The sequence below is a fragment of the Sphingobium sp. VMM genome, assembly GCF_056790315.1.
The window spans coordinates 12,547-38,767 of sequence record NZ_JBXGSI010000017.1 but is presented as its reverse complement, the minus strand read 5'-3'; the positions used below and the strand labels follow the sequence as shown (position 1 = coordinate 38,767).

21 protein-coding genes are annotated in these 26,221 nt (G+C 66.2%); 5 read left to right on the top strand and 16 right to left on the bottom strand.

Annotated elements, in window-relative coordinates; translation table 11 throughout:
- Positions 1–29 precede the first annotated feature (29 nt).
- A complete protein-coding gene (gene pepN / locus ACUCV3_RS19765) occupies positions 30–2,633 on the top strand; it encodes an aminopeptidase N (protein WP_279728351.1) in 2,604 nt (867 codons plus the stop codon).
- Positions 2,634–2,675: 42 nt separating this feature from the next.
- On the opposite strand, the gene ACUCV3_RS19760 is transcribed toward pepN, so the two are convergent.
- The 4 genes from ACUCV3_RS19760 to ACUCV3_RS19745 are packed head-to-tail and all read right to left on the bottom strand — an operon-like array spanning position 2,676 to position 6,255.
- Positions 2,676–3,290 (bottom strand): ABC-type transport auxiliary lipoprotein family protein, encoded by a 615-nt coding sequence (locus ACUCV3_RS19760; RefSeq protein WP_010335754.1) that lies wholly within the window; start codon positions 3,288–3,290, stop codon positions 2,676–2,678.
- An 11-nt stretch (positions 3,291–3,301) separates the two neighbouring features.
- The gene (locus tag ACUCV3_RS19755) at positions 3,302–4,264 is read right to left on the bottom strand and encodes an MlaD family protein (RefSeq protein ID WP_004209158.1); all 963 of its coding nucleotides are present in this window, start codon (positions 4,262–4,264) and stop codon (positions 3,302–3,304) included.
- 3 nt (positions 4,265–4,267) lie between these two features.
- On the bottom strand, positions 4,268–5,143 hold the full coding sequence (locus ACUCV3_RS19750; RefSeq protein WP_004209157.1) for an ABC transporter ATP-binding protein: 876 nt from the start codon (positions 5,141–5,143) through the stop codon (positions 4,268–4,270).
- Positions 5,143–6,255: an MlaE family ABC transporter permease gene (locus ACUCV3_RS19745; RefSeq protein WP_017499471.1), complete on the bottom strand. Its 1,113-nt coding sequence runs from the start codon at positions 6,253–6,255 to the stop codon at positions 5,143–5,145. Before ACUCV3_RS19745 ends, ACUCV3_RS19750 begins: the two co-directional genes overlap by 1 nt.
- 98 nt (positions 6,256–6,353) lie before the next feature.
- On the opposite strand from ACUCV3_RS19745, the gene ACUCV3_RS19740 reads away from it, so the two are divergent.
- Positions 6,354–7,028, top strand: a complete 675-nt coding sequence (locus ACUCV3_RS19740) for an HAD family hydrolase (RefSeq protein ID WP_048938038.1) — start codon at positions 6,354–6,356, stop codon at positions 7,026–7,028.
- Positions 7,029–7,030: 2 nt separating this feature from the next.
- On the opposite strand, the gene ACUCV3_RS19735 is transcribed toward ACUCV3_RS19740, so the two are convergent.
- The 4 genes from ACUCV3_RS19735 to ACUCV3_RS19720 all read right to left on the bottom strand — a co-directional run bounded on the left by ACUCV3_RS19735 (position 7,031) and on the right by ACUCV3_RS19720 (position 13,784).
- Positions 7,031–8,884 carry an AsmA family protein gene (locus ACUCV3_RS19735; RefSeq protein ID WP_279728353.1) on the bottom strand — a complete coding sequence of 618 codons (1,854 nt, stop codon included), beginning with the start codon at positions 8,882–8,884 and terminating at the stop codon, positions 7,031–7,033.
- A gap of 67 nt (positions 8,885–8,951) precedes the next feature.
- Positions 8,952–9,884 carry a 2-hydroxyacid dehydrogenase gene (locus ACUCV3_RS19730; RefSeq protein ID WP_279728355.1) on the bottom strand — a complete coding sequence of 311 codons (933 nt, stop codon included), beginning with the start codon at positions 9,882–9,884 and terminating at the stop codon, positions 8,952–8,954.
- Positions 9,884–11,224 (bottom strand): cystathionine gamma-synthase family protein, encoded by a 1,341-nt coding sequence (locus ACUCV3_RS19725; RefSeq protein WP_482241016.1) that lies wholly within the window; start codon positions 11,222–11,224, stop codon positions 9,884–9,886. Before ACUCV3_RS19725 ends, ACUCV3_RS19730 begins: the two co-directional genes overlap by 1 nt.
- Positions 11,225–11,426: 202 nt before the next feature.
- The gene (locus tag ACUCV3_RS19720; RefSeq protein WP_482241015.1) at positions 11,427–13,784 is read right to left on the bottom strand and encodes an arylsulfatase; all 2,358 of its coding nucleotides are present in this window, start codon (positions 13,782–13,784) and stop codon (positions 11,427–11,429) included.
- Between the two features lie 163 nt (positions 13,785–13,947).
- Between ACUCV3_RS19720 and ACUCV3_RS19715 the strand changes: the two genes are divergently transcribed.
- A complete protein-coding gene (locus ACUCV3_RS19715; protein ID WP_482241014.1) occupies positions 13,948–16,359 on the top strand; it encodes a ligase-associated DNA damage response DEXH box helicase in 2,412 nt (803 codons plus the stop codon).
- 131 nt (positions 16,360–16,490) lie between these two features.
- Here the strand turns inward: ACUCV3_RS19715 and ACUCV3_RS19710 are convergent, their stop codons facing one another.
- The 4 genes from ACUCV3_RS19710 to gyrB all read right to left on the bottom strand — a co-directional run bounded on the left by ACUCV3_RS19710 (position 16,491) and on the right by gyrB (position 20,987).
- Positions 16,491–17,234, bottom strand: a complete 744-nt coding sequence (locus tag ACUCV3_RS19710) for a DJ-1/PfpI family protein (protein ID WP_279728358.1) — start codon at positions 17,232–17,234, stop codon at positions 16,491–16,493.
- A 52-nt stretch (positions 17,235–17,286) separates the two neighbouring features.
- Positions 17,287–17,826 carry a COG3650 family protein gene (locus tag ACUCV3_RS19705; protein WP_432215152.1) on the bottom strand — a complete coding sequence of 180 codons (540 nt, stop codon included), beginning with the start codon at positions 17,824–17,826 and terminating at the stop codon, positions 17,287–17,289.
- Entirely contained in the window at positions 17,802–18,359 is a 558-nt protein-coding gene (locus ACUCV3_RS19700; protein WP_279728361.1) for a DNA-3-methyladenine glycosylase I, read from the bottom strand. The genes ACUCV3_RS19705 and ACUCV3_RS19700 overlap by 25 nt, the downstream gene beginning before the upstream one ends.
- A gap of 120 nt (positions 18,360–18,479) precedes the next feature.
- Positions 18,480–20,987 carry a DNA topoisomerase (ATP-hydrolyzing) subunit B gene (gene gyrB, locus ACUCV3_RS19695; protein ID WP_279731261.1) on the bottom strand — a complete coding sequence of 836 codons (2,508 nt, stop codon included), beginning with the start codon at positions 20,985–20,987 and terminating at the stop codon, positions 18,480–18,482.
- An 85-nt stretch (positions 20,988–21,072) separates the two neighbouring features.
- Here gyrB and ACUCV3_RS19690 point away from each other — a divergent pair, with 85 nt between their 5' ends.
- The gene (locus ACUCV3_RS19690; protein WP_279731248.1) at positions 21,073–21,552 is read left to right on the top strand and encodes a hypothetical protein; all 480 of its coding nucleotides are present in this window, start codon (positions 21,073–21,075) and stop codon (positions 21,550–21,552) included.
- On the opposite strand, the gene ACUCV3_RS19685 is transcribed toward ACUCV3_RS19690, so the two are convergent.
- From ACUCV3_RS19685 to yczE, 3 genes are all read right to left on the bottom strand, one after another.
- A complete protein-coding gene (locus ACUCV3_RS19685; protein WP_279731249.1) occupies positions 21,553–22,059 on the bottom strand; it encodes a DUF1993 domain-containing protein in 507 nt (168 codons plus the stop codon).
- Between the two features lie 16 nt (positions 22,060–22,075).
- A complete protein-coding gene (locus ACUCV3_RS19680; RefSeq protein ID WP_279731250.1) occupies positions 22,076–23,269 on the bottom strand; it encodes an NHL repeat-containing protein in 1,194 nt (397 codons plus the stop codon).
- A gap of 154 nt (positions 23,270–23,423) precedes the next feature.
- Positions 23,424–24,029, bottom strand: a complete 606-nt coding sequence (gene yczE, locus ACUCV3_RS19675) for a membrane protein YczE (protein WP_279731263.1) — start codon at positions 24,027–24,029, stop codon at positions 23,424–23,426.
- An 88-nt stretch (positions 24,030–24,117) separates the two neighbouring features.
- On the opposite strand from yczE, the gene yczR reads away from it, so the two are divergent.
- Positions 24,118–25,581 carry a MocR-like transcription factor YczR gene (gene yczR, locus ACUCV3_RS19670; protein ID WP_279731251.1) on the top strand — a complete coding sequence of 488 codons (1,464 nt, stop codon included), beginning with the start codon at positions 24,118–24,120 and terminating at the stop codon, positions 25,579–25,581.
- Between the two features lie 67 nt (positions 25,582–25,648).
- Here the strand turns inward: yczR and ppa are convergent, their stop codons facing one another.
- Positions 25,649–26,191, bottom strand: coding sequence for an inorganic diphosphatase (gene ppa / locus ACUCV3_RS19665; RefSeq protein WP_004209136.1), 543 nt, complete (start codon positions 26,189–26,191; stop codon positions 25,649–25,651).
- Positions 26,192–26,221: the final 30 nt, after the last annotated feature.

Genomic DNA, 26,221 nt, shown 5'->3' with positions numbered 1-26,221 from the left:
CTCACAGAATCAGGCACTAGGCTGGTGCCATGGCCGATATCCAATCCACCCAAGCCGCCGCTCCCGCCATCATCCGCCGCGCCGATTATCGCGTGCCCGACTGGCTGATCCCCGACATCGCCCTCGACTTCGACCTGGATGCCGCGCGGACGCGGGTCTGGTCCGACATGTCGGTGGCGCGCAATGGCGACCATGACCGGCCGCTGCGGCTCGACGGCGATGGGCTGGTGCCGCTGGCGGTGAAGGTCGACGGCCGCACCCTCAACGAAACGGAATGGACGCTGGAGGCTGGCGCGCTGGTCGTCCCCCTCGGCGGTGCGACGCACAAGGTGGAGGTGCTGGTCGAGCTGGCGCCGGAGAGCAACAGCAAGCTGATGGGCCTTTATGCCAGCGGCGGCCTGCTTTGCACCCAGTGCGAGGCGGAGGGCTTCCGCCGCATCACCTTCTTCCCCGACCGGCCGGATATCCTGTCGCGCTACAGCGTGAAGCTGACCGCCGACAAGGCGCGCTACCCGATCCTGCTCGCCAATGGCGATCCGGTGGCGCAAGGCGATCTGGAGGGCGGCCGCCATTGGGCGCTGTGGAATGATCCTTTCCCCAAGCCCTGCTATCTGTTCGCGCTGGTCGCCGGCGACCTTGCCTGTAACGCGGATCGTTTCGTGACGATGAGCGGGCGCGAAGTGGCTCTGGGCATCTGGGTGCGCGAGGCCGACCTGCCGCGCACCGACCATGCGATGCAGGCGCTCAAGAACAGCATGGCCTGGGACGAGCGCGTCTATGGCCGCGAATATGATCTGGACGTGTTCAACATCGTCGCGGTCGCCGACTTCAATTTCGGCGCGATGGAGAATAAAGGCCTCAACATCTTCAATTCGCGCTACATATTGGCCGATCCGGAGACCGCGACCGACATCGACTATGATGGTGTCGAGGGCGTGGTGGCGCATGAATATTTCCACAACTGGTCGGGCAATCGCGTCACCTGTCGCGACTGGTTCCAGCTGTCGCTGAAGGAAGGCTTCACCGTCTTCCGTGACCAGAATTTCTCGGCCGACATGGGCAGCCATGCGGTCAAGCGGATCGAGGATGTGCGGATTCTGCGCGCGGCCCAGTTTCAGGAGGATTCAGGCCCGCTGGCGCATCCGGTGCGGCCCGAATCCTACATGGAAATCAGCAACTTCTATACCGCGACCATCTATAACAAGGGCGCCGAGCTGATCCGCATGATGGCGTTGATGTTGGGGGCGGAGCGGTTCCGCGCCGGCACCGACCTCTATTTCGACAGGCATGATGGCGAGGCGGCGACCTGCGAGGATTTCGTCCGCGCGATGGAGGAGGGCGGCGAGATCGACCTTGGCCAGTTCCGCCGCTGGTATGAACAGGCGGGCACGCCCCATGTCCGCGCGCTGCTGAGCCATGATCCGGTCAGCCGCACCGCCGAACTGATGCTGGAACAGAGCGTGCCGCCGACGCCGGGCCAGCCCGACAAGCGGCCGATGGCGATCCCGCTGCGCGTCGCGCTCTATGATCCGGCGACTGGCAGTCATCATGGTGATGAGCTGCTGATGCTGACGGAGGCGCAGCAGCGTTTCACGTTCGACAATTTCGCCAGCCTGCCGATCCTGTCGATCAACCGCGGCTTTTCCGCGCCGGTGATCGTCGAGACCAATCGCAGCCAGGCCGATCTCGCCTTCCTGTCGGCGCATGATGACGATCCCTTCGCCCGTTATGAGGCGATGCAGCAGTTGATGGTCAATGTGCTGGTCGGCCAGGTGGCCGGCCAGAGCGTCGATGTGACGGCAGTGGTCGACGCGGTGCGCAACACCATCACCGATCCGCTACTCGATCCGGCCTTCGTTGCGGAGGCGGTGCGCCTACCGAGCGAAGCCTATCTGGGCGACCAGATGAAGCAGGTGGACCCGGATGCGATCCATGCCGCCCGCGATGCCCTTCAGACGCGCCTGGGGGCCGATCTGGAGCCGCTGTGGCGCGATATTCATGCCAGAACCAAGGCGAACGCCTTCGCGGTCTCTCCGGCCGCCAAGGGCGCGCGCAAGCTGCGCAATGTCGCGCTGCTCTATCTGGTCGCCTCGGGCGCGGAGGACGGGCCGGCGATCGCCTATGCCCAGTATAGCGAGGCCGACAACATGACCGAGCGCCAGTCGGCGCTGGCGACGCTGGCAAGCGGCACCAGCCCGGAACGGGAGGCGGCGCTCGACATCTTCTATAATCGCTACAGCGACGATGCGCTGACCCTGGACAAATGGTTCCAGACCCAGGCCTTCGCCTTCCATCCCGATACGGTGGAACTGGTTGCAGAGCTGGGCCAGCACAAGGCGTTCACGCTCAATAACCCGAACCGGGTGCGGTCGCTCTATGGTGCCTTTGCCGGCAACCAGTGGGCGTTCCACCACAAGTCGGGCAAGGGCTATCGGCTGGTCGCCGACTGCATCATCGCGCTCGACAAGCTCAATCCGCAGACGGCGGCGCGGCTGGTGCCGCCGCTTGGTCGCTGGAAGCGCTTCGATGAAGGCCGCGCCGCACAGATGCGGGCGGAACTGCAGCGCATCCTAAACGAGCCCGGCCTGTCCAAGGACGTGACCGAGCAGGCGAGCAAGAGCCTGGAGGGATAAGGGAAAGGCGGCGGCCGGGGCGTTCAAACCCCGGCCAGCCGATCAGTCCTTTTGCGCCGCGACCCAGGCGGCCACGTCGGTCGCCACCTTGTTGGCGGCGCTGTTAAGCGGCGCGCCGACGCTGCCGGCGTCGATCTTGCCGCCGACCGGCGCGCTGGCGGTGAAGCGCTGGCGCGCGATGGCGACGCCGGCTGGAGTCATCAACGCCGCGTCGAAGGTGACGACGGCGTTGTTGCTGGCCTGGTCGATGGTGAAGCTGATCAGCTCGCCGCTCAGGCGTTGGCCGCCGTCACCGGAAAACTGGCCGGGATCGAGCACGATCCGGTCGGTGGTGGCCGATACGGTTTCAGCCAGCAGCCGGCGGAACAGATGGCGGGGCGTTTCGGCCCACTGCACCTTGGTGACATAGGCGACCGAGGTCGGCGTCACCTGCACCGGCACGCGCACCGTGTCGATGACGCGCGCGGCTTCGGGATCGACGATGATCAGGCTGCGGCCGCCGCCGGCATTGCTCTGCGCGCCGGTCGGCACCTTGTGCGCGGCGTCGAGCGTCAGCAGCTGCTGCGGCGGCTTGCTGCCGATCGAGACGCAGCCGGACAGGGCGATTGCAGCGGCCAGCGCCAGCGATGCGCCACCCAGTTTCTTGTGGACCATCATCCGGCTCCCTTTCATGGCTTATAGTCGGGCAGCTGGGGCGATCCGACGATCGAGCCCGCGCCCTGCTGGTCGAGTTTTTCGGCGACGCCGCGGAAGGCGCGCGACATTTCACGCAGGTCGCGAACCAGGCGGTTCACTTCCGGCATGGTCTGGTTGCTGAAGGCATGCACGCCGGGCTGCGCTTCGGCGATGGTCTTGTCGAGCGTGTCGATGCTGCGGCTGGCCGAGGCCACGCTCTTGCGCAGGTCGGCCATCAGCGGGCGGCCTTCGTCATTGATCAGGCCGTTGGTGGTCGCGGCCAGCTCGCCGATCTGCTGCGCGGCGACGCCGGTGCGCTGCACCGCGATGCGCGCTTCGGCCAGGGTAGCGGCGATTTCCGGGCTGCGATCGGCCAGCGACCCGGTCACCCGGTCGAGATTGGCGAGGATGCCGGCGATCGACTGCTGATTCTTGTCATTGAGCAGCTCGGTCAGCTTCTCGGTCAGGGTCGACAGGCGCTCCAGCAGCTGCGGCGCATTGTTGAGCAGTTCACCCAGCGCACCCGGCTTGGTCGGGATCACCGGCACGCCGTCGGGGCAGGCCGAAGTGATATTCTCGGCCGGGCACAGGATCGGTGGCGCGCCCTTGACCGCGCCGTCCAGCACGATCTCGCTGACGCCGGTGAAGCCCACGCCAGCGATGGTCGCGGTCGTGCCCTGCAGCACCGGGGTGCCGTCCTTCACCGAAATGCGGACCTTCACGAAGCTGGGATCACGCTTCCACAGTTCGATCTTCTCGACCTGGCCGGAGGGAACGCCGGAATAATTGACGCCCGATCCCTTGGCGAGGCCGTTCACCGACTGCTTGAAGAAGATGTCATATTCCTTGTTGTCGCCCTGCGACAGGCGCGAGAACCAGAAGGCCGCCGCCATGATGGCGGCCAGCAGCAGCAGCGTGACCGCGCCGACCAGCACATGATTGGACCGGGTTTCCATATCCTATTGCCTTCCGTCCGCTTGTTTTTCGGCAGCGGCCTTGCCGCGTTCGCGCGTGACCGCCGCGGTTGCGGCGCGGCCACGCGGACCGTTGAAATATTCCTGGATCCAGGGGTGATCGAGCGCCAGCAATTCGTCGATCGTCCCGACCGCGATCACCTTCTTGTCGGCCAGCACCGCGACACGGTCGCAGATCGAATAGAGGGTGTCGAGATCATGGGTGATGAGGAAGACGGTGAGGCCCAGCGTCTCCTGCAACTTGCGCGTCTGGTCGTCGAACGCGGCCGCGCCGATCGGGTCGAGGCCGGCGGTCGGCTCGTCGAGGAACAAGAGGTCCGGGTCGAGCGCCAGGGCGCGGGCCAGGCCAGCGCGCTTCTTCATGCCGCCCGACAGTTCGGCCGGATATTTGGGGCCGGCTTCGGCCGGGAGACCCGTCATGCGGATCTTGTAGGCGGCGATCTCGTCGCGCAGCACCGGGCCGATATTGGGATAATATTCGCGGATCGGCACTTCGACATTCTCGGCCACGGTCAGGGTCGAGAAGAGCGCGCCGCCCTGAAACAGCACGCCCCAGCGCTTGCGGATCGCCAGCGCCTCGTCATCGTCCAGGCGGCCGACCATATCCTCGCCAAAGACATGGACTTCGCCCTCGTCGGGCACCTGAAGCCCGATGATCGACCGCATCAGCACCGACTTGCCGGTGCCCGATCCGCCGACCACGCCCAATATCTCGCCCTTGCGCACGTCGAGGTCGAGATTTTCGTGGACGGTCTGGTCGCCGAAGCTGTTCTTGAGGCCGCGCACCGAAATGGCGATGTCGTCGGACGCGACCGCGCGTTCGATCCGCTCTTCCTTGGCCTGGCGTTCATCGGTGGTCATCAGTTCCAGCCCACCCAAGTGAAGAAGACGGCGAAGAAGGCATCGAGCACGATAACCAGGAAGATCGCCTGGACCACGGCCGCCGTGGTGCGCAGGCCGACTTCCTCGGCATTGGCCTTGACCTGCATGCCCTGGAAACAGCCGCTGATGCCGATGATCAGGCCGAACACCGGCGCCTTGATCAGGCCCACCCACAGATCGTGGATCGGCACCACTTCGCGCAGCCGCTGGACGAAGGTGATCGGCGGAATGTCGAGCGACACGGCGCACAGGAAGCCGCCGCCGATGATCGCGATGATCGAGGAATAGAAGCCGAGCAGCGGCATCATCACCACCACCGCCAGGGTGCGGGGCAGCACCAGCGCCTCCATCGGCGACACGCCGATGGTGCGCATCGCGTCGACCTCCTCGGTCAGCTTCATCGTGCCGAGCTGGGCCGCAAAGGCCGAGCCGGACCGGCCGGCCACCATGATCGCGGTCATCAGCACGCCCAGTTCGCGGAAGGTGAGGCGACCGACCAGGTTGATGGTCAGCATCTCCATGCCGAACTGGCGCAACTGGACCGCGCCCTGCTGGGCGATGACGATGCCGATCAGGAAGCTCATCAGGCCGATGATGCCCAGCGCCGAGACGCCGACCACCTCGAACCGCTGGACCACGGCGTTGATGCGGAAGCGGCTGGGGTGACGGATCAGGCCCCAGACCGTGACCAGCACGCCGCCGAAGAAGCCGAGCAGGCCGACCAGCGTGTTGACGGAATTGATCACCGCCTCGCCGATCTGGCCCAATACCCGGTTGAAGGGGGAGACATAGGTCGGGCGGATATCGACCGGTTCGTCGATCTTGCCGACCGCGCCGATCAGTCGCTTGCAGTCGGTGCTGCCGCCACAGACCTCCGTCTCCAGCCGCTTGGCGGTGCGATGGATGGTCCAGGCGCCGATCGTGTCCATATGGTCGATATCGGCGACGTCGATGCAGGCGATGGGGCCGGAAATGGCGTCCAGCCGGTTCGGCATGTCGTGCAAACAGGCGATCGACCAGGTGCCGGACAGGCGTATGACCTTGCCGCCGTCGTCGCGGCTTTCCTCAACGAGATCAGCGGCTTTGTTCATGTGGAGGGATTAGTGGTCCATTATCGGTTGCGCGGCAAGCCGAAACGGCCCATCCGCCAGACAGAACGACGGGCAGGGATAAAAGTTTCGGACACGGCATGACATACAGGCTGGCGATTTACGACATGGACCGCACGGTGACCTTTTCGGGCACCTATACCGGCTTTCTCATCCATGTGGCCGCCCATATGGCGCCCTGGCGATTGATCTTCCTGCCGCTCATTCCGTTCGTCATGCTGGCCTATGTGGTGAAGCTGATCAGCCGCCAGACGCTGAAGGAAACCAACCAGTGGCTGATGATCGGCGGCCGCGCCGATCGGGCGAAGTTGCAGCCGCATATCGAAAGCTATGCCGACAAGGTGATGGCGAAGAATGTCCGCGCCGGCGCGCTGGAGCAGATCGCCAAGGACCGTGCGGCGGGCTATCGGCTGGTGCTCGCCACCGCCTCCTACCGCCTCTATGTCGAGGCGATCGCGCGGCGGCTGGGTTTCGACACGGTGATCGCGACCGACCATGTCGGGCAGGATCTGCCCTATGTCCGCGCCAAGATTTCCGGCGAGAATTGCTACGACACTGGCAAGCTGCGGATGATCAAGGCGTGGATGGCGGCTGAGGCGATCGACCGCAGCCAGGCGCATATCCGCGCCTATTCCGACCATGTGTCGGACGCGCCGATGCTGGAATTCGCCGACGAGGCGTTCGCGTCCAACCCGCACCCGCCGCTCGCCAGGCTGGCGGCCGAGCGCGGCTGGACGCGGGTGGACTGGAGCTAGGTTCACCGCATTGCTGTGCGGGCGAGGCTATCGCAATCGGCGTCGCCCACGGTCGGCTGTTTCTCGCCGCCGATCGCATCGCCGATCATCCTGATTATGCCCTTGGCCGAACGGGCGTCCCTGGGCAGCTGAATATCGGGCGTCTTGATCGTGCCGCCGACCGGCACGCTGCCCTTCAGCCGCAACAGGCTGTCCTGCTTGGGCACGCCGCTCAGCGCCAGCGCCAGCCGCTCGTCCGACAGCCGTATCGTGCCCGTGGCATGCGTCTGGGCGCGGGAGGTGTCGATCAGCACCGGACCCGGCCGGGCGATACCGTCCCGCACATCCAGCCGGGTGATGATGCAGCGCAGGACGGCCTCCTTCCGCTTCGACAGGGTCAGGCCCCGGCCGACATCCTGCCCCATCAGCGCGGCGGTGCGGTCCGGGATGCGGCCGTCGCGGGCGACGAGCGCGATCGTGCCGGTCGATGTGCCCAGCGCCTGACGGATGGTTCTGCCCCGTCCCTTGACCGCGACCCGGCCGATCAGAGCGCCGTCGATCTGGGCGTCGGGGAAGAAATCGAGCAGCCGTGCGCCGCGCATCGCCATGGCGATGTCGAGCAGGGGGCCGCCGTCGCGCTGGTCGACGCCGATCCGGCCGGACAGCGTGCCGCGTGTGAGGCCCAGCGTCAGCGGTTCGACTGACAGCCGGCTGTGTTCCAGGCTGATCGTGCCAGTGAGCGAGCGGAACGGGCTGGGGCCGGGCCACAGCAATTGCCGAACCTGAAGGTCCAGCTTGCCGTCGGTGCGATCGACGGTGGCAAGGTCGATCGCCGTATCGGGGATCAGGCGCGGTCCGAGCTGTGCGCGTTTGGCCGCCGCCTTCGCCTTGCCGGCATTGCTCGACAGATCGTCGAAATCGAAGCGGTCGGCGCTGAGCGCACCGTCGATCCAGGTGCGGCCATCGCGCTTGCGGATGGTGGCATGGCCGGCAATGTCGGAACGGCCGATCGTGCCTTTCAGCCCCTCGACGGTCCAGTCCGGCCGGTCGCGTATCACCCGCGCGGTCAGGCGGACCGGCTGGGTGCCGGGCAGGCCGGCCTCGATGATGGCGTCGAGCAGGGCGAGGTCGGTGCCATGGGCGGTCGCTTCGCCGCGCAGATGGCCGATGTCGAGCGGGCCATCCATCGTGCCTTTCAGGGTGAAGCCGACCGCGTCGCCGCTGATCGCCGCGTCGAACGGCCAGCGCTGGCCCGGCCGGCTGTCGAGGATCGGGCCGCCGGTCGCGGTGACGGTCACGGGATGGCCGCGCACATCGCCGCTGCCCGACAGGCGCAGGCCGCGCGGATCGACGGTCAGCGCGGCATCGACCGATCGCTCGCGCTTGTCGTCGCGATAGGCGATGCGGCTGTCGGCGACGATCAGGCTGTGCAGCGCCGGACGGCCGCCGCGTCGGTCGCTGCCCTTGCTGCGCTCGCCGCTCCAGTTCTCGCGGCCCTGCGCATCGCGATAGAAATGGAGCCGGGCGCGCTGTGCTTCCAGCCGCTCCAGCACCGGCCCGCCGGTCAGCAGGCCCCAGACCGAAAAGCCGGCGCGGATCTCGCCGATCTGGGCCAGGTCGGGCAAAGCGGGCCTGACCCATCCGGGTTGCGGCACGCGCAGGTCGCGCAGGGTGACGACGGGGTGGAAGGACAGGCTGTCTTCCCGCGCCATCGCGCCGATCGTCACCGGCTTGCCGATACGGTCGGACAGGCGGCGCTCGATCAGCCCCTTCATCCAGCCCCAGGGAAAGGCGGCGAGCGCCAGCAGCAGGATCGCGCAAAGCAGGATCAGGCCGACCAGCCCACGCACCACCCATCGTCTCGCCCCGCTGGCCATCCCTGTCGCTCTCCCGTCCGGCCCGGTCGGCCGTGTCGGCGCTCAACGCGTGGCGTTGCGGCTTGGTTCAGAGCACGCGATTGGGCAGCGGTTCTTCCGCCACGAAGGCGCGGATATTGGCGAGCAGCATCTGCGCCATCTGCGCCACCGCCGCGTCGGTCGCGCCGCCGGTGTGGGGGGTGAGGATGCAGTTCGGCACATCGGCCCAGCGTGCCGGATCGGTCGGTTCCTGCGCATAGACGTCGAGCGCCGCGCCGCCCAGCCGGCCGGCGCGCAGGGCATCGATCAGCGCGTCCTCGTCCACCAGCTGCCCGCGCGCGACATTGACCAGCAGGCCATTGGGGCCAAGCGCATCGAGGATCGCGGCGGAGATCATGCCGCGATTATCGTCGGTCGCCCGCGCCGCGACGACCAATATGTCGCTCTCGGCCGCCAGCGCCGCCAGGCTGTCGCTGCGCGGCCAGGCGAGGCCGGGCTTGTCGCGCGGCCCCCACCAGCGGGTCGTCATGCGCAGCACATCGGCGCGCGCCGCGATGGCGATGCCGATGCTGCCCATGCCGACGATGCCCAGTCGGGCCCCGGCGATCGAGCGGGTGATGGTCTTGCCACCGGGCAGCCATTCGCCCGCGCGCAGCGCCCGGTCGCCGCTGACGATCTGGCGCCGATGGGCGAGGATGAGGCCGATCGCATGGTCGGCGACATCCTCCGCATTGGCGTCGCCGGCATGGCTGACGGCGATGCCCTTGGTCCGCGCCCAGTCGAGATCGACCCCGTCATAGCCGACGGTGAAACAGGCGATCAGCCGCAACCGGCCCATCGCCGCCAGCATGGCGGGATCGAGCCGGAACTCGCCGGCCGTCACCACTATCTCCGCCTCGGCAAGGCGGGCGCGCCCGCCTTCCTCCCATAGCCCCATGACGTCATATTGCATCGCCAGGATCGGCAGCAGCGGCGCCAGATGGGGCTGGGCGATCAGGATGACCGGGCGCAGATGGACCATTATCCTATCGCCTTCAGCGCCTGGGCGAAGTCGGCGATCAGATCGTCGGCATCTTCGCAGCCGATCGAGATGCGCACCATATTGTCGCCGATCGCCAGCGCCTTCTTGCGCTCGGCCGGCACCGACAAATGGGTCATCGCGGCGGGATGGCTGGCCAGCGTCTCGGTGCCGCCGAGACTCACCGCCAGCTTGGCGATCTTGAGCGCGTCAAGGAAGGCGAAGGCCTCCGCCTCGCCACCCTTCAGGTAGAGCGAGAAGGTGGAGCCGGCGCCGGTGCAATGGCGGCGATAGATGTCGGCCTGCCGCTCGGTCTCCGGGAAGCCCAGATAGACGACCTTCTCCACCTGCGGCTGGTCCCTCAGCCAGGTGCAGACCTTCTCCGCATTCTCGCCCGCACGGCTCATCCGCAATTCCAGCGTCTCCAGGCTGCGCAACAGCATCCAGGCGCTGTGCGGGTCGAGGATCGTGCCGATCGTGTTGCGCATCAGGCGAATGCTGTTGATCAGTGCATTGGAGCCCAGCACGCCGCCCGCGACCAGATCGCTATGCCCGCCGGCATATTTGGTCAGGCTGTAGATGACCAGGTCGGCGCCATGGTTGATCGGCCGGTGCCACAACGGCCCCAGGAAGGTATTGTCGATCGCGATCGGCGGAACATGATCCTCGCCGGCGAACAGCGCGTCGCGGCGCGCGACCACCGCCTCCAGATCGACCAGCACATTGGTCGGATTGGCCGGGCTTTCCAGATAGAGCATGGCGACCCGGCCCAGCCCCTTGGCCTTCTCGATCACCGCGCCAATCTCGTCCTCGGTCGCGCCGGCGGGGAAATCGAGCCACTGCACCCCGAAGCGGCCGAGGATGCGGCCGATCAGCGATTCGGTTGCGGCATAGAGGGGGGCGGAATGGACGATCACGTCGCCCGGCTGCACCAAGGCGAGCAGGGTGGTGGCGATCGCCGACATGCCGCTGGAAAAGAGCAAGGCGTCCTCCGCCTCCTCCCACACCGACAGCCGATCCTCGGCAATTTCCTGATTGGGGCCGTTGAAGCGCGAATAGACGAGGCCCTCGGCGCCGCCGGGCCGGATGCCGGTCACCCCCTCGAAATGACGCTTGCCCGCGGCTGCGCTCTCGAAGGCGAAGGTGGAGGTGAGGAAGATCGGGGGTTTCAGCGATCCTTCCGACAGGGTCGGGTCATAGCCATGGCCCATCATCAGGGTCGCGGGCTTCAGCTTGCGGCCGTCAATCTCCAGGATCGGCGCCTTGGGGCGGCGGCGATTATGGGGCGGCTCGGTGCCGGTCAGATCGGCCTCGGTGACGGGGGGCGGGGTTTCGCCGGTCATGTCATTCTCCTGCGTCTGGCGGCCTCTGCTGTGCCGCTCATGGATGGCGGGACTGTAACGCAGGAGCGGGGCAGGGGGCCAGTGGAGAGTGATATAATCTTTCTTGTCGGGGTATGATTGTTTCGAACGAGATAGACGGAATATCGGTCGACAAAGGCACCGGCGCACGGGGCCGCATGTCCCCGTGCGCCGGAATCGTCCCTTATTGCTTGGCGTATTTCGCCTTCAGCGACAGGTCATGGTCGTGATGGGATTCGCCATTGAGGTCGATCGTCACCGTTTCGATCGTGCCGGTGAAGGTGCCGCCGGTCGGGCCATAATCCTCCACCACCGGCTCGCCATTGTCCTGGCCGATGTCCATGAAGTCGTCGAAGGAGAAGATGGCCGGCACGGTCTTTTCCACCCGCCCCGTGCCGATCGCCTTGCCGTTCGCCTTGAAGGTGACGGTGCCGCCCTTGCCCGCGCCGCCGCCATCATATTCGAAGTCGAGCAGCAGTTCGTGGCTGCCCTTGCCCAGCGGCTCGTCCGCACGCACCGTGAAGGTTTCCAGCCCCACCCAGTTATGGGCATAGGAAAGCACGCCGTCCTTCATGTAGAAACACCAGCCGCCGAACTTGCCGCCCTGCGCAACGATCGCGCCATTGGTCGGCTCCGCGCCCAGCTCCACCTTCGCGGTGACGGTGAAATTGGTGTTCTTGACGTTCGGGACCGTATTCTCGTTCATCCGGGTCATGCCCGGTAGGAAGGTCATGGAGGTGCGGCCGTTGAGCAGGTCCGGCCGGCCGGCGACGCGGGCGTCGAAGCGTTCGCGCTGGCGCGGGTCGAGCGGCAGGACGTTGTACTTGGTCGCCTCGATCAGGAACCGGTCCTGCAACTTGCGCAGCATCTCGGGATTCTTGTCCGCGATATTATGCGCCTGGGTCCAGTCGTCGGGCGCATAGAGTTCCCATGTGTCGTCCTCGATCTCGCCCACCTTTTCTCGCTCGTCCGGCCAGGGCAGGCGGTGCATCGTCACGGCGGTCCAGCCGTCATGATAGATGCCGCGGTTGCAGCCGATCTCGAAATATTGCGTCGTGTGCCGGTCCTCCGCCTCGGCCTCGTCGAACAGATAGGCCATGCTGACGCCTTCCAGCGGCTTTTGCTGGATGCCATTGACGAAATCGGGCGCAGGCACGCCGGCCAGTTCCAGGATGGTCGGCGCGATGTCGATCAGGTGGTGGAACTGGTGACGCAACTCGCCCTTCGCCTTGATCCGCTCGGGCCAGCGCATCGTCATGCCGACGCGGGTGCCGCCCCAGTGGGACGCGACGATCTTGCTCCACTGATAGGGCGTGTTCATCGCATGCGCCCAGCCAGAGGGCATGTGATTGAAGGAATTGGGGCCGCCAATCTCGTCCAGGCGCGGCAGGATGTCCGCCGTCGTCATGCCAACGCTGTTCTGATAGGCCATCTCGTTGAAGGTGCCATAGGGGCCGGCCTCAGCCGAGGCGCCATTGTCGCCCAGGATGTAGATGACCAGCGTGTCGTCCAGCACGCCGCGCGCCTCCAGCGTGTCGAGCAGCCGGCCGACATGATGGTCGACATGCGTGGCGAAAGCCGCATAGGTTTCGGCCAGGCGGCAGGAAACCTTGCGATCGTCGTCGGTCAACTCGTCCCATTCGGGCAGCCATTCGGTCGGCACGGTCAGTTCGGCATCCTTGGGGATGACGCCCAGCTCCTTCTGCTTTTCGAACGTGATTTCGCGCTGCTTGTTGTATCCGTGGTCGAACTTGCCCTTGTACTTGTCGACCCATTCCTTGGGCACATGGTGCGGCGCATGGGTGGCGCCGAACGACAGATAGGTGAACCAGGGCTTGTCCGGCGTAAACGTCTGCAGCGATCCGGTCCATTTGATGACCTGATCGACCAGATCCTCGGTCAGGTGATAGCCTTCCTCGATGCTCTTGGGCGGCTCGATCGGGGTCAGGCCGTCGACCAGCGGCGGGGCATATTGATTGCAGTCACCGCCCAGGAAGCCATAGAATTTCTCGAACCCGTCGCCGAACGGCCAATGGTCGAACGGGCCGGACGGGCTCGTTTCCCAAGTCGGCGTCTGGTGCATCTTGCCAAAGGCGCCGGTGCTGTAGCCATTATATTTGAGGATCTGGGCGATCGTCGCACAGCTGTCGGGGCGCAGGCCGGTATTGCCGGGCATGGCGGTCGCCACTTCGGTGATGCCGCCCATGTTCACCGTATGATGGTTGCGCCCGCACAGCATCGATTGCCGCGACGGCGAACAGAGCGCCGTCGTGTGGAAGCGGGTGAAGCGGATGCCGTCCTTTGCCACCCGCTCGGCATTGGGCATCAGGCACGGGCCACCAAAGGCGCTGCTGGCGCCAAAGCCCATGTCATCGATCAGCACGATCAGCACATTGGGCGCACCGGCCGGCGGGCGCAGAAACTCCTTGGCCGGCGGGCTCTGCGCCTCCTTGGCGTTCATCGGCGTGTCGTGCGGCGGCACGCGCTCCGGGATCGGCAGGACATAGCGGTTGAGTGCGGGCGGGCTCTTGCGGGTCGACATGCTGCTATCCTCGTTCGCGATGGACGTGATGGAGCGAAGCCTAGTCGGGGCGGCCATATTGGCTATTGGGGTTTCCCCCGATGCCCGATGCTTGATGCCCGATGAGCGGGGTGAACGCATGCACCACTTCCCCCCATCCGCCACAGCCCCTACATCTCCCTCGATGCCACCCGCGCTTCCTCCCATCCTCACCGACTGGTTCGCATCGCGCGGCTGGCGGGTGCGGCGGCATCAGAGTGACATGCTCATGGCGGCGCAGCGGGGAGAGCATGCGTTGCTGGTCGCGCCGACCGGGGCGGGCAAGACGCTGGCCGGCTTCCTGCCGACGCTCGCCGACCTGATCGGCAATCCCGCCGACGGGCTGCACACCCTTTATGTCTCGCCCTTGAAGGCGCTGGCGGTCGATGTGCGGCGCAACCTGCTGACGCCGATCGAGGAAATGGGGCTGCCGATCCGGGTGGAGACTCGCACCGGCGACACGCCGTCGGATCGCAAGGCGCGGCAGCGGGTGCGGCCGCCACACATCCTGCTGACCACGCCCGAATCCCTGTCGCTGCTGCTGAGCTATCCCGACGCGGCGCTGCTGTTCGAGCATCTGCGCACCGTCATCGTCGATGAGGTCCATGCCTTTGCCACGCAGAAGCGCGGCGACCTGCTCAACCTGTCGATGGCGCGGTTGCAGGCGATCAACCCGGACCTGCGCCGGGTGGCGCTGTCGGCGACGGTGGCCGATGTCGATGCCTATCGCGCCTGGCTGGCGCCCGATGGCGATATCGATGCGGTGACGCCGGTGCTGGGGGAGGCGGGGGCGGAGCCCGACGTCACCATCCTGATCCCGGAGGGGCGGGTGCCCTGGTCGGGCCATTCGGGCAAATATGCCGCGAGCCAGGTGATGGCGGAGATCGCCGCGCGGCAGACCACGCTCGTCTTCTGCAACACGCGCGGCTTGGCTGAGCTGATCTTCCAGGAATTATGGTCGGTCAACGATGCGAACCTGCCGATCGCCATCCATCATGGCAGCCTGTCGATCGAGGCGCGGCGCAAGGTCGAATCGGCGATGGCGGCGGGCAAGCTGCGCGCGCTGGTGGCGACCGCGTCGCTCGACCTCGGCGTCGACTGGGGCAATGTCGACTGCGTGATCCAGATGGGCGCGCCCAAGGGCAGCTCGCGCCTGCTCCAGCGCATCGGCCGCGCCAATCACCGGCTCGACATGGCGTCGGAGGCGATATTGATTCCCGGCAATCGCTTCGAATATCTGGAGGCGCGGGCGGCACTGGACGCAGTCGAGGCGGGCGAGCGGGATGCCGATGATTTCCGCCCCGGCGCGCTCGACGTGCTGGCCCAGCATGTGATGGCGATCGCCTGTGCCGGGCCGTTCCGCGAGGAAGAATTGCTGGCCGAGGTCCGCTCCGCCACCCCCTATAGCGCGCTGACCGACGAGGGCTTTGCCCATGTGCTGCATTTCATCGAGGGCGGCGGCTATGCGCTGCGCGCCTATGACCGGTTCAAGCGGCTGGTGCGAGAGGGTGACGGCACATGGCGGGTGTCGCATCCGAAGTTCATCCAGCAGCACCGGATGAATGCCGGCATCATCGTCGATCAGCCCGCGCTGGCGGTGCGCTTCGCCAATGGGCGCAAGCTCGGCACGGTGGAGGAGGGGTTCGCCGCCACCTTGCGGCCGGGCGACAGCTTCTTCTTCTCCGGCATGGCGCTGGAGGTGGTGCGGATGGACACCAGCGACCTGATCGTCCGCGCGACAGCCAAGACCGCGCGCATCCCCAGCTGGGGCGGCACCCGCATGGCGATGTCGACCCGGCTGGCCGACCGGGTGCGCCATTTCCTGGCCGAACCCGACGCCTGGCACCGCTTCCCCGATGATGTGCGCGAATGGCTGGAGGTGCAGCGCGCCCGCTCCGCCTTGCCGCAACCGGGGCAATTGCTGGTCGAGACCTTCCCGCATGAGGGGCGCCATTATATGGTCTGCTACAGTTTCGAGGGCTGGAACGCGCACCAGTCGCTCGGCATGTTGCTGACCCGGCGGATGGACGCGCAGGGGCTGATGCCGCTGGGCTTCGTGTCGAACGATTATGCGCTGGCGGTCTATGGCCTCAAGCCGGTGACCGATCCGCAGAGCCTGTTTTCCGCCGATATCCTCGACCATGAATTTGTCGACTGGGTCGAGCAGTCGAGCCTCTTGAAGCGCGCGTTCCGCGATGTCGCCGTGATCTCCGGCCTGATCGAGCGGCAGCATCCCGGCAAGCGCAAGACCGGGCGGCAGGTGACCTTCTCCACCGACCTCATCTATGATGTGCTGCGCAAATATCAGCCCGACCATCTGCTGCTGAAAGCCGCCTGGGCCGATGCGCGGGCACGGATGACCGATGTCGGGCGGCTGGGCGACCTGATCGACCGGGCGGCATCGACCATGCTGCATGTGCCGCTCGACCGGGTCAGCCCGCTCGCCGTGCCGCTATTGATCCTGATCGGCCGCGAACAGGTGGCGCAGCGCGATGCCGAGGACGCGCTGCTGATCGAGGCCGAGGCGCTGGTGGCCGAAGCCATGCGCGCGGATTGAGAGGGGACGACCGTCCCAACACCGTTCGCCATGAGCGAAGTCGAAGGGCTCGCCCGACCGAAGGGAGGGCACTTCGCTCCGCTCAGTGATGGGCTTCGACTTCGCTCAGCCCGAACGGAATGGAAGATGGCCTACCCCGGCAACCCGTTCAACCTGGCAAAGGGATCGTCGCTGGCATCCTCCTGCCAGCGATACTCCGTGCGGTTGGCGACCCAGCGGGCCATCTCCTTGCCATAGAGTTTGGCGATCAGGCCCAGCGCCATGTCCGTCCCCGCCGAAATGCCGGAGGAGGAGATATATTTGCCATCCTCCACCCAGCGGGCATGGGGAATCCAGGCGACCTTGGCTCCCTGCGCCGTCGCCCAGGCCCAGGCCATCTTGTTGCTGGTCGCCTTCACCCCGTCGATCAGCCCGGTCTTCGCCAGCAGGCCCGATCCGGTGCAGATGGTCGCCACCTGCGGCGTATCCTGTGCCAATGTGCGCACGGCGGCGAGGAAGTCGGGATTGTTGACCTCCCGCCGGGTGCCAAGGCCGCCGGGGATCATCACGATGTCGAGTTTGGGGGCATCGGCAAAGCCATGATCGGCGATCGTCTGCGGCCCGGCGCCGCTGCGCACCGGCCCGGCCTTGTCGGCGATCATGACAATCTCGACCCGGTCCTTCAGCATGCCGAACATTTCCAGCGGGCCGAACACGTCAAGCAGCTCGAACCCGTCGAACAGGACCATGCCCAGCTTCTTCTTGGGCCCACTTGGCGGCACCGGCGGCTGCACGGAAAGTTGCGCGGAGACAGTCGTGCCGGTCGCGGCGAGCGCGATTCCGGCGGTCAGGAGAAAGTTGCGCCGCGCAACATCGGCTTTGGGCTGGTCGCTCATCGTCACATTCTCCCTGTTTGCGGGGTTAGACGAGCGATGGCGGCGATCCCGCCTATTCGCCGCCGTCCTTGATGCCGCCGCAGCCCTTCAGCACGCCTTCGCCGAAGGAAAGCTGCACCCGGTCGGACCAGATGGCGTCGCTCATCCCGTCGCTGCACGGTCCTTCGGTGACGGTCATGGCGAAGCCATCGCCCATGAAGCGGATGGCGCGGGGATCATCGGTGCGGGTGACGGGATAGCGCAGCGGACGATGATCGGGCCGCTGCAAGGTCGCGACCGATCCATTGACGATCACCGCCCAGAAAGGCTCGGTGCCGATCGCGCGATACTCCTCAGGGGGAGGAGGGGCGGCGGGTGTTTCACGGGAAACAGTGGCGGCGACCGGTTGTGCCGTTGGGGCAGGGGCCGGTTCGGGCGCGGCATTCTCATTGGCGACGATCGCCTGGTTGAGCGCCGGGGCGGCGTTGGCGATCGCCTTGTCGGTGCGATTGTCGACGCTGTTCGGCGGCACCGGATCGCCCGAGCAGGCGGCGAGGGCCAATAGCCCTGTCACCATCGCCGTCACTTTCACGCGCCGACCCGCCGGAAACAATGGGCGGCATGATCGTCGACCATGCCGATCGCCTGCATCCAGGCATAGACGATGGTCGGCCCGACGAATTTGAAGCCGCGCTTCTTGAGATCCTTGGAGATCGCCTCCGACAGCGGCGTCTGGGTCGGGAAGGTCTTGCCGTCGCCGATGATCGGCCCGTCGGGCGCGAAGGACCAGACATAGGCAGCGAAATCCTCGCCGGCGTCGCGCATCGCGCGATAGATTTGCGCACCCTTGATCGTCGCCTCGATCTTGGCGCGGGCGCGGACGATGCCGGGATCGGCCATCAGCCGTTCGACATCGTCGGGACCGAAGGCGGCGACCTTGTCCGGATCGAAGCCGGCAAAGGCGGCGCGAAACCCCTCGCGCTTGCGCAAGATGGTGATCCAGCTGAGCCCGGCCTGGAACCCCTCCAGCATCAGCATTTCCCACAGCATGCGCGAATCATGTTGGGGCACGCCCCATTCCGCGTCGTGATAATCCAGGTAGAGCGGGTCCGGCCCTACCCAGCTGCAGCGTGGCAGATCGGTCATGGGTTTTGGGTGCGCCTGATGGCGCACGGCGCCGCACCGGCCCGCACCCCCACCCGGCCGCCCAAGAGATCATCCTGATTGGGTGGCCGGGTGGGGGTGCGGGCTGGCACAGTCATCCTATCAGACGTCCAGGTTGGCGACGTTCAGCGCATTGTCCTGGATGAATTCGCGGCGCGGTTCGACCACGTCGCCCATCAGCTTGGTGAAGATTTCGTCGGCGACGTCGGCCTGTTCCACCTCGACGCGCAGCATCGAGCGATTGTCCGGGTCCAGCGTGGTTTCCCACAGCTGTTCCGCGTTCATTTCGCCCAGACCCTTGTAGCGCTGGATCGACAGGCCCTTGCGGCCGGCGGACAGGATCGCTTCCAGCAATTCGCTGGGTCGCGAGATGTTGACGCCCTTGGCCGACACGGTGGGCAGTTCATCCTCGCCCAGTTCATCCTGCGCGGCGACGGCCTTGGCCGAGACCAGGCGGCTGCCCTTGGCATAGCTTTCCGCCTCTTCGCTGGCGGTGCCGTGCAGCTTGCGCGCCTCGGCCGAGCCCAGGAAGCCATGTTCGATGACATGATGGTCGGTCACGCCGCGCCACAGCCGTTCGAAATGGAAGCCGCCGCCTTCGGCGATACGGCCGGTCCACTTGCCCTCGGGATCATGCGACGCAATCCACGCGACGGCCGTGGCCAGCCGTTCGGCCAGCTGTGTTTCGGACAGTTCGGGATCAAGCGCGCCGGTCAGGCCCAGCGCTTCTATGATCGCCGGGTCGTAGCGACGCGGCACATAGCGCATCACCGCGCGCATGCGGCGGGCATGGTCGATCAGGCTGCGTAGATCGTCGCCGGTGCGGGCGCCGCCGGTGGTTTCCAGCGCCATCGTGTCGACGCCATTGTCGACCAGATATTGCTCCAGCGCCGCCTCGTCCTTCAGATAGACTTCGGACCGGCCGCGGCTCGCCTTGTAGAGCGGCGGCTGGGCGATGAAGAGATGGCCCGCCTCGATGATCTGCGGCATCTGGCGATAGAAGAAGGTCAGCAGCAGCGTGCGGATATGCGCGCCGTCGACGTCGGCGTCGGTCATGATGACGATCTTGTGGTAGCGCAGCTTGTCCAGGTTGAAATCGTCGCGGATGCCCGTGCCCATCGCCTGGATCAGCGTGCCGACTTCCTTGGACGAGAGCATCTTGTCGAACCGCGCGCGCTCGACGTTCAGGATCTTGCCCTTCAGCGGCAGGATCGCCTGATTATGGCGGTTGCGGCCCTGCTTGGCCGAACCACCGGCCGAGTCACCCTCGACCAGGAAGAGTTCGGACTTGGCGGGATCGCGCTCCTGACAGTCGGCCAGCTTGCCGGGCAGCGAGGCGATGTCCATCGCGCCCTTGCGGCGGGTCAGTTCGCGCGCACGCTTGGCCGCCTCACGGGCGGCGGCGGCGTCGATCACCTTCTGGACGATCATCTTGCCGTGGCTGGGATTTTCTTCCAGCCACTCGGCCATCTTGTCGGCCATCAGGCTTTCGAGCGGCTGGCGCACTTCGGAGCTGACCAGCTTGTCCTTGGTCTGCGAGCTGAATTTGGGATCGGGCAGCTTGACCGAGACGATCGCGGTCAGGCCTTCGCGCATATCCTCACCGGTGAGGCTCACCTTCTCCTTCTTCAGCAGGCCGGTCTTTTCGGCATAGCTGTTGAGGGTGCGGGTCAGCGCGGCGCGGAAGGCAGCCAGGTGCGTGCCGCCATCGCGCTGCGGGATGTTGTTGGTGAAGCAGAGGACGTTCTCATAATAAGAGTCGTTCCACTCCAGCGCGACGTCGATGGTCACGTCGTCGCGGGTGCCGGCGATCGCGATCGGATCGGGCATCAGCGCATTCTTGTTGCGGTCGAGATATTTGACGAAGGCCGCGATGCCGCCCTCATAATAAAGCTCGACTTCCTTCTTCTCCTCATGGCGCGCATCGACCAGGAACAGGCGCACGCCACTGTTGAGGAAAGCCAGCTCGCGATAGCGATGCTCCAGCTTGTCGAAATCATATTCGGTCTGGTTCTTGAACGTGCCGCCATCGCCCGGCACCTTCTCGGTCGAGGCGAGGAAGGTCACGCGCGTGCCCTTCTTGCCCTCGGGCGCATCGCCGATGATCTTGAGCGGCGCGGTGGCATCGCCATAGGCGAAGCGCATCCAATGTTCCTTGCCGTCGCGCCAGATGTTGAGGTCCAGCCATTCGGACAGGGCGTTCACCACCGATACGCCCACGCCGTGCAGGCCGCCCGACACCTTATAGGCATTGTCGTCCGACGTGTTCTCGAACTTGCCGCCCGCGTGCAGCTGGGTCATGATGACCTCGGCCGCCGACACGCCTTCTTCCTTGTGGATGCCGGTCGGGATGCCGCGGCCATTATCCTCGACGCTGACGCTGTTGTCGGGGTTGAGCGTGATGACGATCCGGTCGCAATGGCCGGCCAGCGCCTCGTCGATCGCATTGTCGCTGACCTCGAACACCATATGGTGCAGGCCCGACCCGTCGTCGGTGTCGCCGATATACATGCCGGGCCGCTTGCGCACGGCGTCGAGGCCTTTCAGCACCTTGATGCTGTCGGCGCCATATTCATTGCTGTTGGGGCTGTTCTGCTGTTCGTCGCTCATACCCAGCATATAGGGAATGGCGCCTCGAAACTAAAGCGAAACATGGCGTCTTCCACCCGGCTTTGGGGCGGTTTATCAGGCGCTCATGCGTGTTGTCCCGATCCTTGCCCTGATGCTGCTTTCCGCCTGCTCGCGCAGCAGCGAAGTGGCCGACGAATTGCCCAACAGCTCGCTGGCCGGCGCCCCGCGCGAGGCGATGCCCGAAACCCGGATCGAGGCGACCCTGGCCCGGCCGGTGACGATCGGCGAGGATGGCCCCCGGCTCGACGCCTGCGGCGCGATGGGACAGGCGACCCGTGTCGGCCCGCAGGGGCTCAGCGTCCGCTCCGCGCCCTTTGCCGAGGCGAAGGCGCTGGCGCAGCTGGCCGAAGGCGCACGGGTCCATGTCTGCACCCGCAGCCTCGACCAGAAATGGCTGGGCGTGGTGATCCCGCCGCCAGTGACCGAAGGCGCGGCACCGACCGATTGCGGCGTGCGCGAACCGGTCGACCGCAAGCAGGCCTATGCCGGCCCCTGCACCAGCGGCTGGGTCTCCAGCGCCTATGTCCGGCTGGTGGCGGGCTGATTACAGCCCGCCCAGATAGTCCAGCTTGCCCAGCGGTACGCCCGCCTGGCGCAGCAGGGCATAGGCGGTCGTCAGGTGGAAATAAAAATTGGGCAGAGAAAAGGTCAGCACATGGCTGCGCCCGGTGGAGGCAAATTCGCCGCGCGAGGTCTTGAGGGTCACTGTCGCCTCCTCGCGCCCGTCGATCCGGTCGCGTGGCACCGATTCCAGGAAGGCGATGGTGCGGGCGATGCGATCCTGCAGGTCGGCGAACGTCTCTTCCGTGTCGGGCAGGGGGAAGGGCTCCAGTTCGCCGATGCGGATGACCGCGCCCTTGGCGCTGTCGGTGGCAAGCTGCACCTGCGCGGTCAGCGGGCGCATATCCTCGATCAGGCGGGCGCCGGTCAGCGTGGCGGGATCGATCCCCTGTTCGGCGGCAAAGGCGGCGCCCTTGTCCAGCAGGGTGGACAGAGTGCGCAGGCCGCGCAGGAAGGCGGGGACGGTCAGGTCGTAGAGTTCGGTCGCCACGTAAGGAGGTTTCCCTTCATTCGATGCCGGTGAAGACCAGCTTCTGCACGCGGCGGCCGGTGTTCACCTCGGTCGCATAGATATTGCCGGCGCTGTCGGTATCAATGCTGTGCAGCCAGGTGAATTGCCCCGCCTGTCGCCCGATCCGGCCGAAGGCGCCAAGGATAGTGTGGGTCTTGCGCTCCAGAACCCAGATGCGGCCGTTCATCATGTCGGCGACGTAGAGATAGGTCTGGTCGGGGTCGGGCGAGAAGGCGATGTCGGTTACCGTGTGGGTGCCGCCGGTTTCCGGCGCGATCGCCAGGTCGCGCACGAAAGTCAGGCCGCCATCCTTTTCGCGCTTGAACAGTTGTGCCCGGTTATTGTTGCGGTCGCAGACATAGAGGTGGCCGTCCCGCGTCGGCACCACGCAATGGACGATGCTGTTGAAGATGGCGGACTTGGGATCGGCGACCCGGCTGGGATCGACGGCATGGCTCTGGTCGAACGTGCCCTGCAGCACCGGTCCGCTCGGCGGCTTGGCATAGGCGCCCCAGCGGCCCTTGTAGCTATTGGTCCGGTCGTCGAAGCCGATCACGCGGCGGTTCACATAGCCGTCGGATATCAGCACCATGCCGTCGCTGTGATTGACGTCGGACGGGTTGCCGAGCTGGTCGGTCGCGTCATTGCCACCGGTCTTCTCGCGCCGGCCGAAGCTGCGGATATATTTGCCCTCTGGCGTATAGTTCATGACGACATGGTCGCCCTTGCCATTGCCGCCGAACCAGACGCTGCCGGCCTTGTCGACGAAGATGCCGTGCAGGCTTGCGGGCCATTGATTGACGCCGTCGACCGTGGGGGCGCTTGCTGCGCCGCCCCAGCCGCCCAGATAGCGGCCATCCTGGGCGAAGCGCACCACCGGCGGGGCCGGCTTGCAGCAGACGGCGGTGGCGGGCGATTCGGCCAGGCCGGTGTCGGTCGCGGTCAGGCTGTGCGGGCGATGCACGACCCAGACCGAATCGTCCGGGCCGACCGCGACGCCGCTGACCTGACCCAGCAGCAAATCCTCTGGCATGGCCGGCCAGGCGGCATCGACCTTGAAGCGCGGCATTTTGGTGCCGGCGGGTGCGATCTGCTCGAAAGCGAGGGGGGCGAGTGCCTGTTCCGGTGGCGCGGCGGAGACGGCCACGGCGAAGGGCAGGGTGAGGGCAGCGGCGAGGAAGGCGCGCATGGCGGGGACTCCTTGATCGTCGGGAATGGCGGAGGCGGGATCATGCCCGACTGCCCGGTCCGGTCAAAGGCCGGTCCGGTCAAGGAAGGTGCGTCGCATTTTCAACGGGAAAAGGACCGGCCGACGGGTTTCTGTCGGCCGGTCAGGGGGCAACTTATCCTGCGATCGCCGGGCGTTCGGGCGCTGTGATCGTGAAGAAGGGCAAGGCGTGGTGGACGATCCAGCCGATCGTCGCGGCATAGACGATGGTGCCGATGCCGACCGTGCCGCCCAGCATCCAGCCGGTCGCCAGCACCGCGATCTCGATGCCGGTGCGCACCCATTTGACCGGCCAGCCGTTGCGGCGGCACAGGCCCGTCATCAACCCGTCGCGCGGACCCGGCCCCAGGCCAGCGCCGATATAGGCGCCACCGGCAATGCCATTGAGCAGGATCCCCGCGCCCAGCCAGGCGGCCCGCATCGCATAGCCGTCCGGCGTCGGCAGATAATGGAGGCTGATGTCCACCGCCGTGCCGATCACCACTATGTTGCAGACCGTGCCGATCCCCGGTCGCTGCCGCAATGGCCACCAGAGCAGCAGCACGACCGCGCCGACCAGGTTGACCGTCATGCCGAAGCTGAGGCCGAGCTTGGGCGCCAGCCCCTGATGCAGCACGTCCCAGGGATCGAGACCCAGATTGGCGCGCAGCATCAGCGCCATGGCAAAGCCGTAAAGCACAAGGCCCCAGAAGAGCTGGAAAAGGCGGCGGGTTATCATCATGGGCATCAGACCTAGCCAAATTGGCCTTTTACAAAAGGACCAATGACGCGTAAGTGGCCTTCAAATCTCTCTGATTGGATTGATTGCCATGTCCACTTCCTTCCTTCGGCCTCCCTCGCTGCTGCGGTTGCTGGGCGCCTGGCGCGCGCAGGACAGTGCCGAACCGGCCTATCGCCAATTGGCGCAGGCGCTGCGGATGCTGGTGCTGGACGGGCGGATCGGCCTCAATGTCCGGTTGCCGGGCGAGCGGGAGCTGGCCGCCGCGCTGGGGCTCAGCCGCACGACCATCGCCGCCGCCTTCGACCGGCTGCGCGACGAGGGCTATCTGGAAAGCCGGCAGGGATCGGGGAGCGTCACGCGCCTGCCGCCCGGCCGGGTCGAGACGCCGACGCCAGACATCGATGGCGTGACCGGCGACAATCTGCTCAACTGGACCCATGCCGCGCTGCCGGCTGCGCCCGGCGTGGGCCTGGCCTATGCCCATGCGGTCGAGGCGCTGCCCGCCTATCTGGGGGATCTGGGCTATGATCCGCTCGGCCTGCCGGTGCTACGCCGGGCGATCGCCGCCCATTATGAGCGGCGTGGCTGCCCGACCGATCCCGACCAGATCATGATCACCAACGGCGCGCAGCAGGGTTTCTCGCTGCTGCTGCAATGGCTGGCGGGGCCGGGTGATCGGGCGGTGATCGACCATCCGACCTATCATAATGCGATCCAGGCGCTGCAGCGGGCCAATGTCGTGCCGGTGCCGGTCGGCCTGCCGGTCCATGGCTGGGATATCGACGCGATGGATGCGGCCTTCCGCCAGACCGCGCCGCGTTTCGCCTATATCATCGCCGATTTCCACAATCCCACCGGGCGCAGCATGGACCCGGCGACCCGCCGCGCGCTGGTTTCGGTGGCGATGCGCACCCACACGCCGCTGGTGATCGACGAAACGATGGTGGCGATGGGCCTGGACGGATCGCCGCCGCCGCCGGTCGCCTGCCATGATCCGTCCGGCCGCCATGTCATCACCTTGGGGTCGGCCAGCAAGATCTTCTGGGGCGGGCTTCGGGTTGGCTGGATCCGTGCTGATCCGCAGACCGTAGCCGCGCTCGGCCGCATCCGCACGACGATGGACATGGCCAGTCCCGTGATCGAGCAGCTGGCCGTCGCCCAGTTGATGGATGCGGACGAGGGGCTGGGGCCGCGCGCGGCGATGCTGCGCGACCGGCGCGACCATCTGCTGGCGCAGCTGGAACAACATCTACCGCACTGGCGGGTGGAATCGCCGGCTGGCGGCCTGTCGCTCTGGGCCGAACTGCCCCGCGCGGAGGCGAGCGCGCTGGCGGCATTGGCCGGCAATCATGGCGTGCGCATTGCGGCGGGGCCGCGCTTCGGCGTCAATGGCGCGTTCGAGCGGTTCCTGCGCCTGCCCTTCACCCTGCCGCAAGCACAGCTCGACATGGGTGTCGCCCGGCTGGTGGAGGCGGATGCCCGGCTCCATGCCCGCACGCCGCGCGGTCGCGATCCGCTGGCGCTCGCCTTGGAGGCCGACCGATTAATCTAGGCCATAGAAAAAGGGCCGCGCGGATCATCACCGCGCGGCCCTTTCAGATGGCTATACCGAGAAGGGCTCAGCCCTTCTTCTTCTCGGCCTGATAGCGTTCGATCGCTTCCAGCGTGATCCGCTTGGCGTCTTCTGCGCCACCCCAGGTGCCGATGCGCACCCACTTGGTCTTTTCCAGATCCTTATAGTGGGTGAAGAAATGCTCGATCTGCTCCATCACGATGGTGGGCAGATCGTCCTTCTCGCCGACATTATTATAATAAGGGAAGGTCTTGTTGTCCGGCACGCAGACCAGCTTCTCGTCGCCGCCGGCTTCATCTTCCAGGTTCAGCACGGCGATCGGGCGCGCACGCACGACCGAGCCGGGCACGAAGGGCGAGCGGGCGATGACCAGCGCGTCGAGCGGATCGCCATCGGGCGACAGGGTGTGCGGCACGAAGCCGTAATTCGCCGGATAGCGCATCGGCGTGTGCAGGATGCGATCGACGAACAGCGCGCCCGAGGCCTTGTCGAACTCGTACTTCACGGGTTCGCCGCCAACCGGCACCTCGATGATGACGTTCAGGCTGTTTGGCGGATCTTCGCCGACGGGGATCAGGTCAATATTCATGCATCTTCGCCTTTTACATGCGGTTGCTTG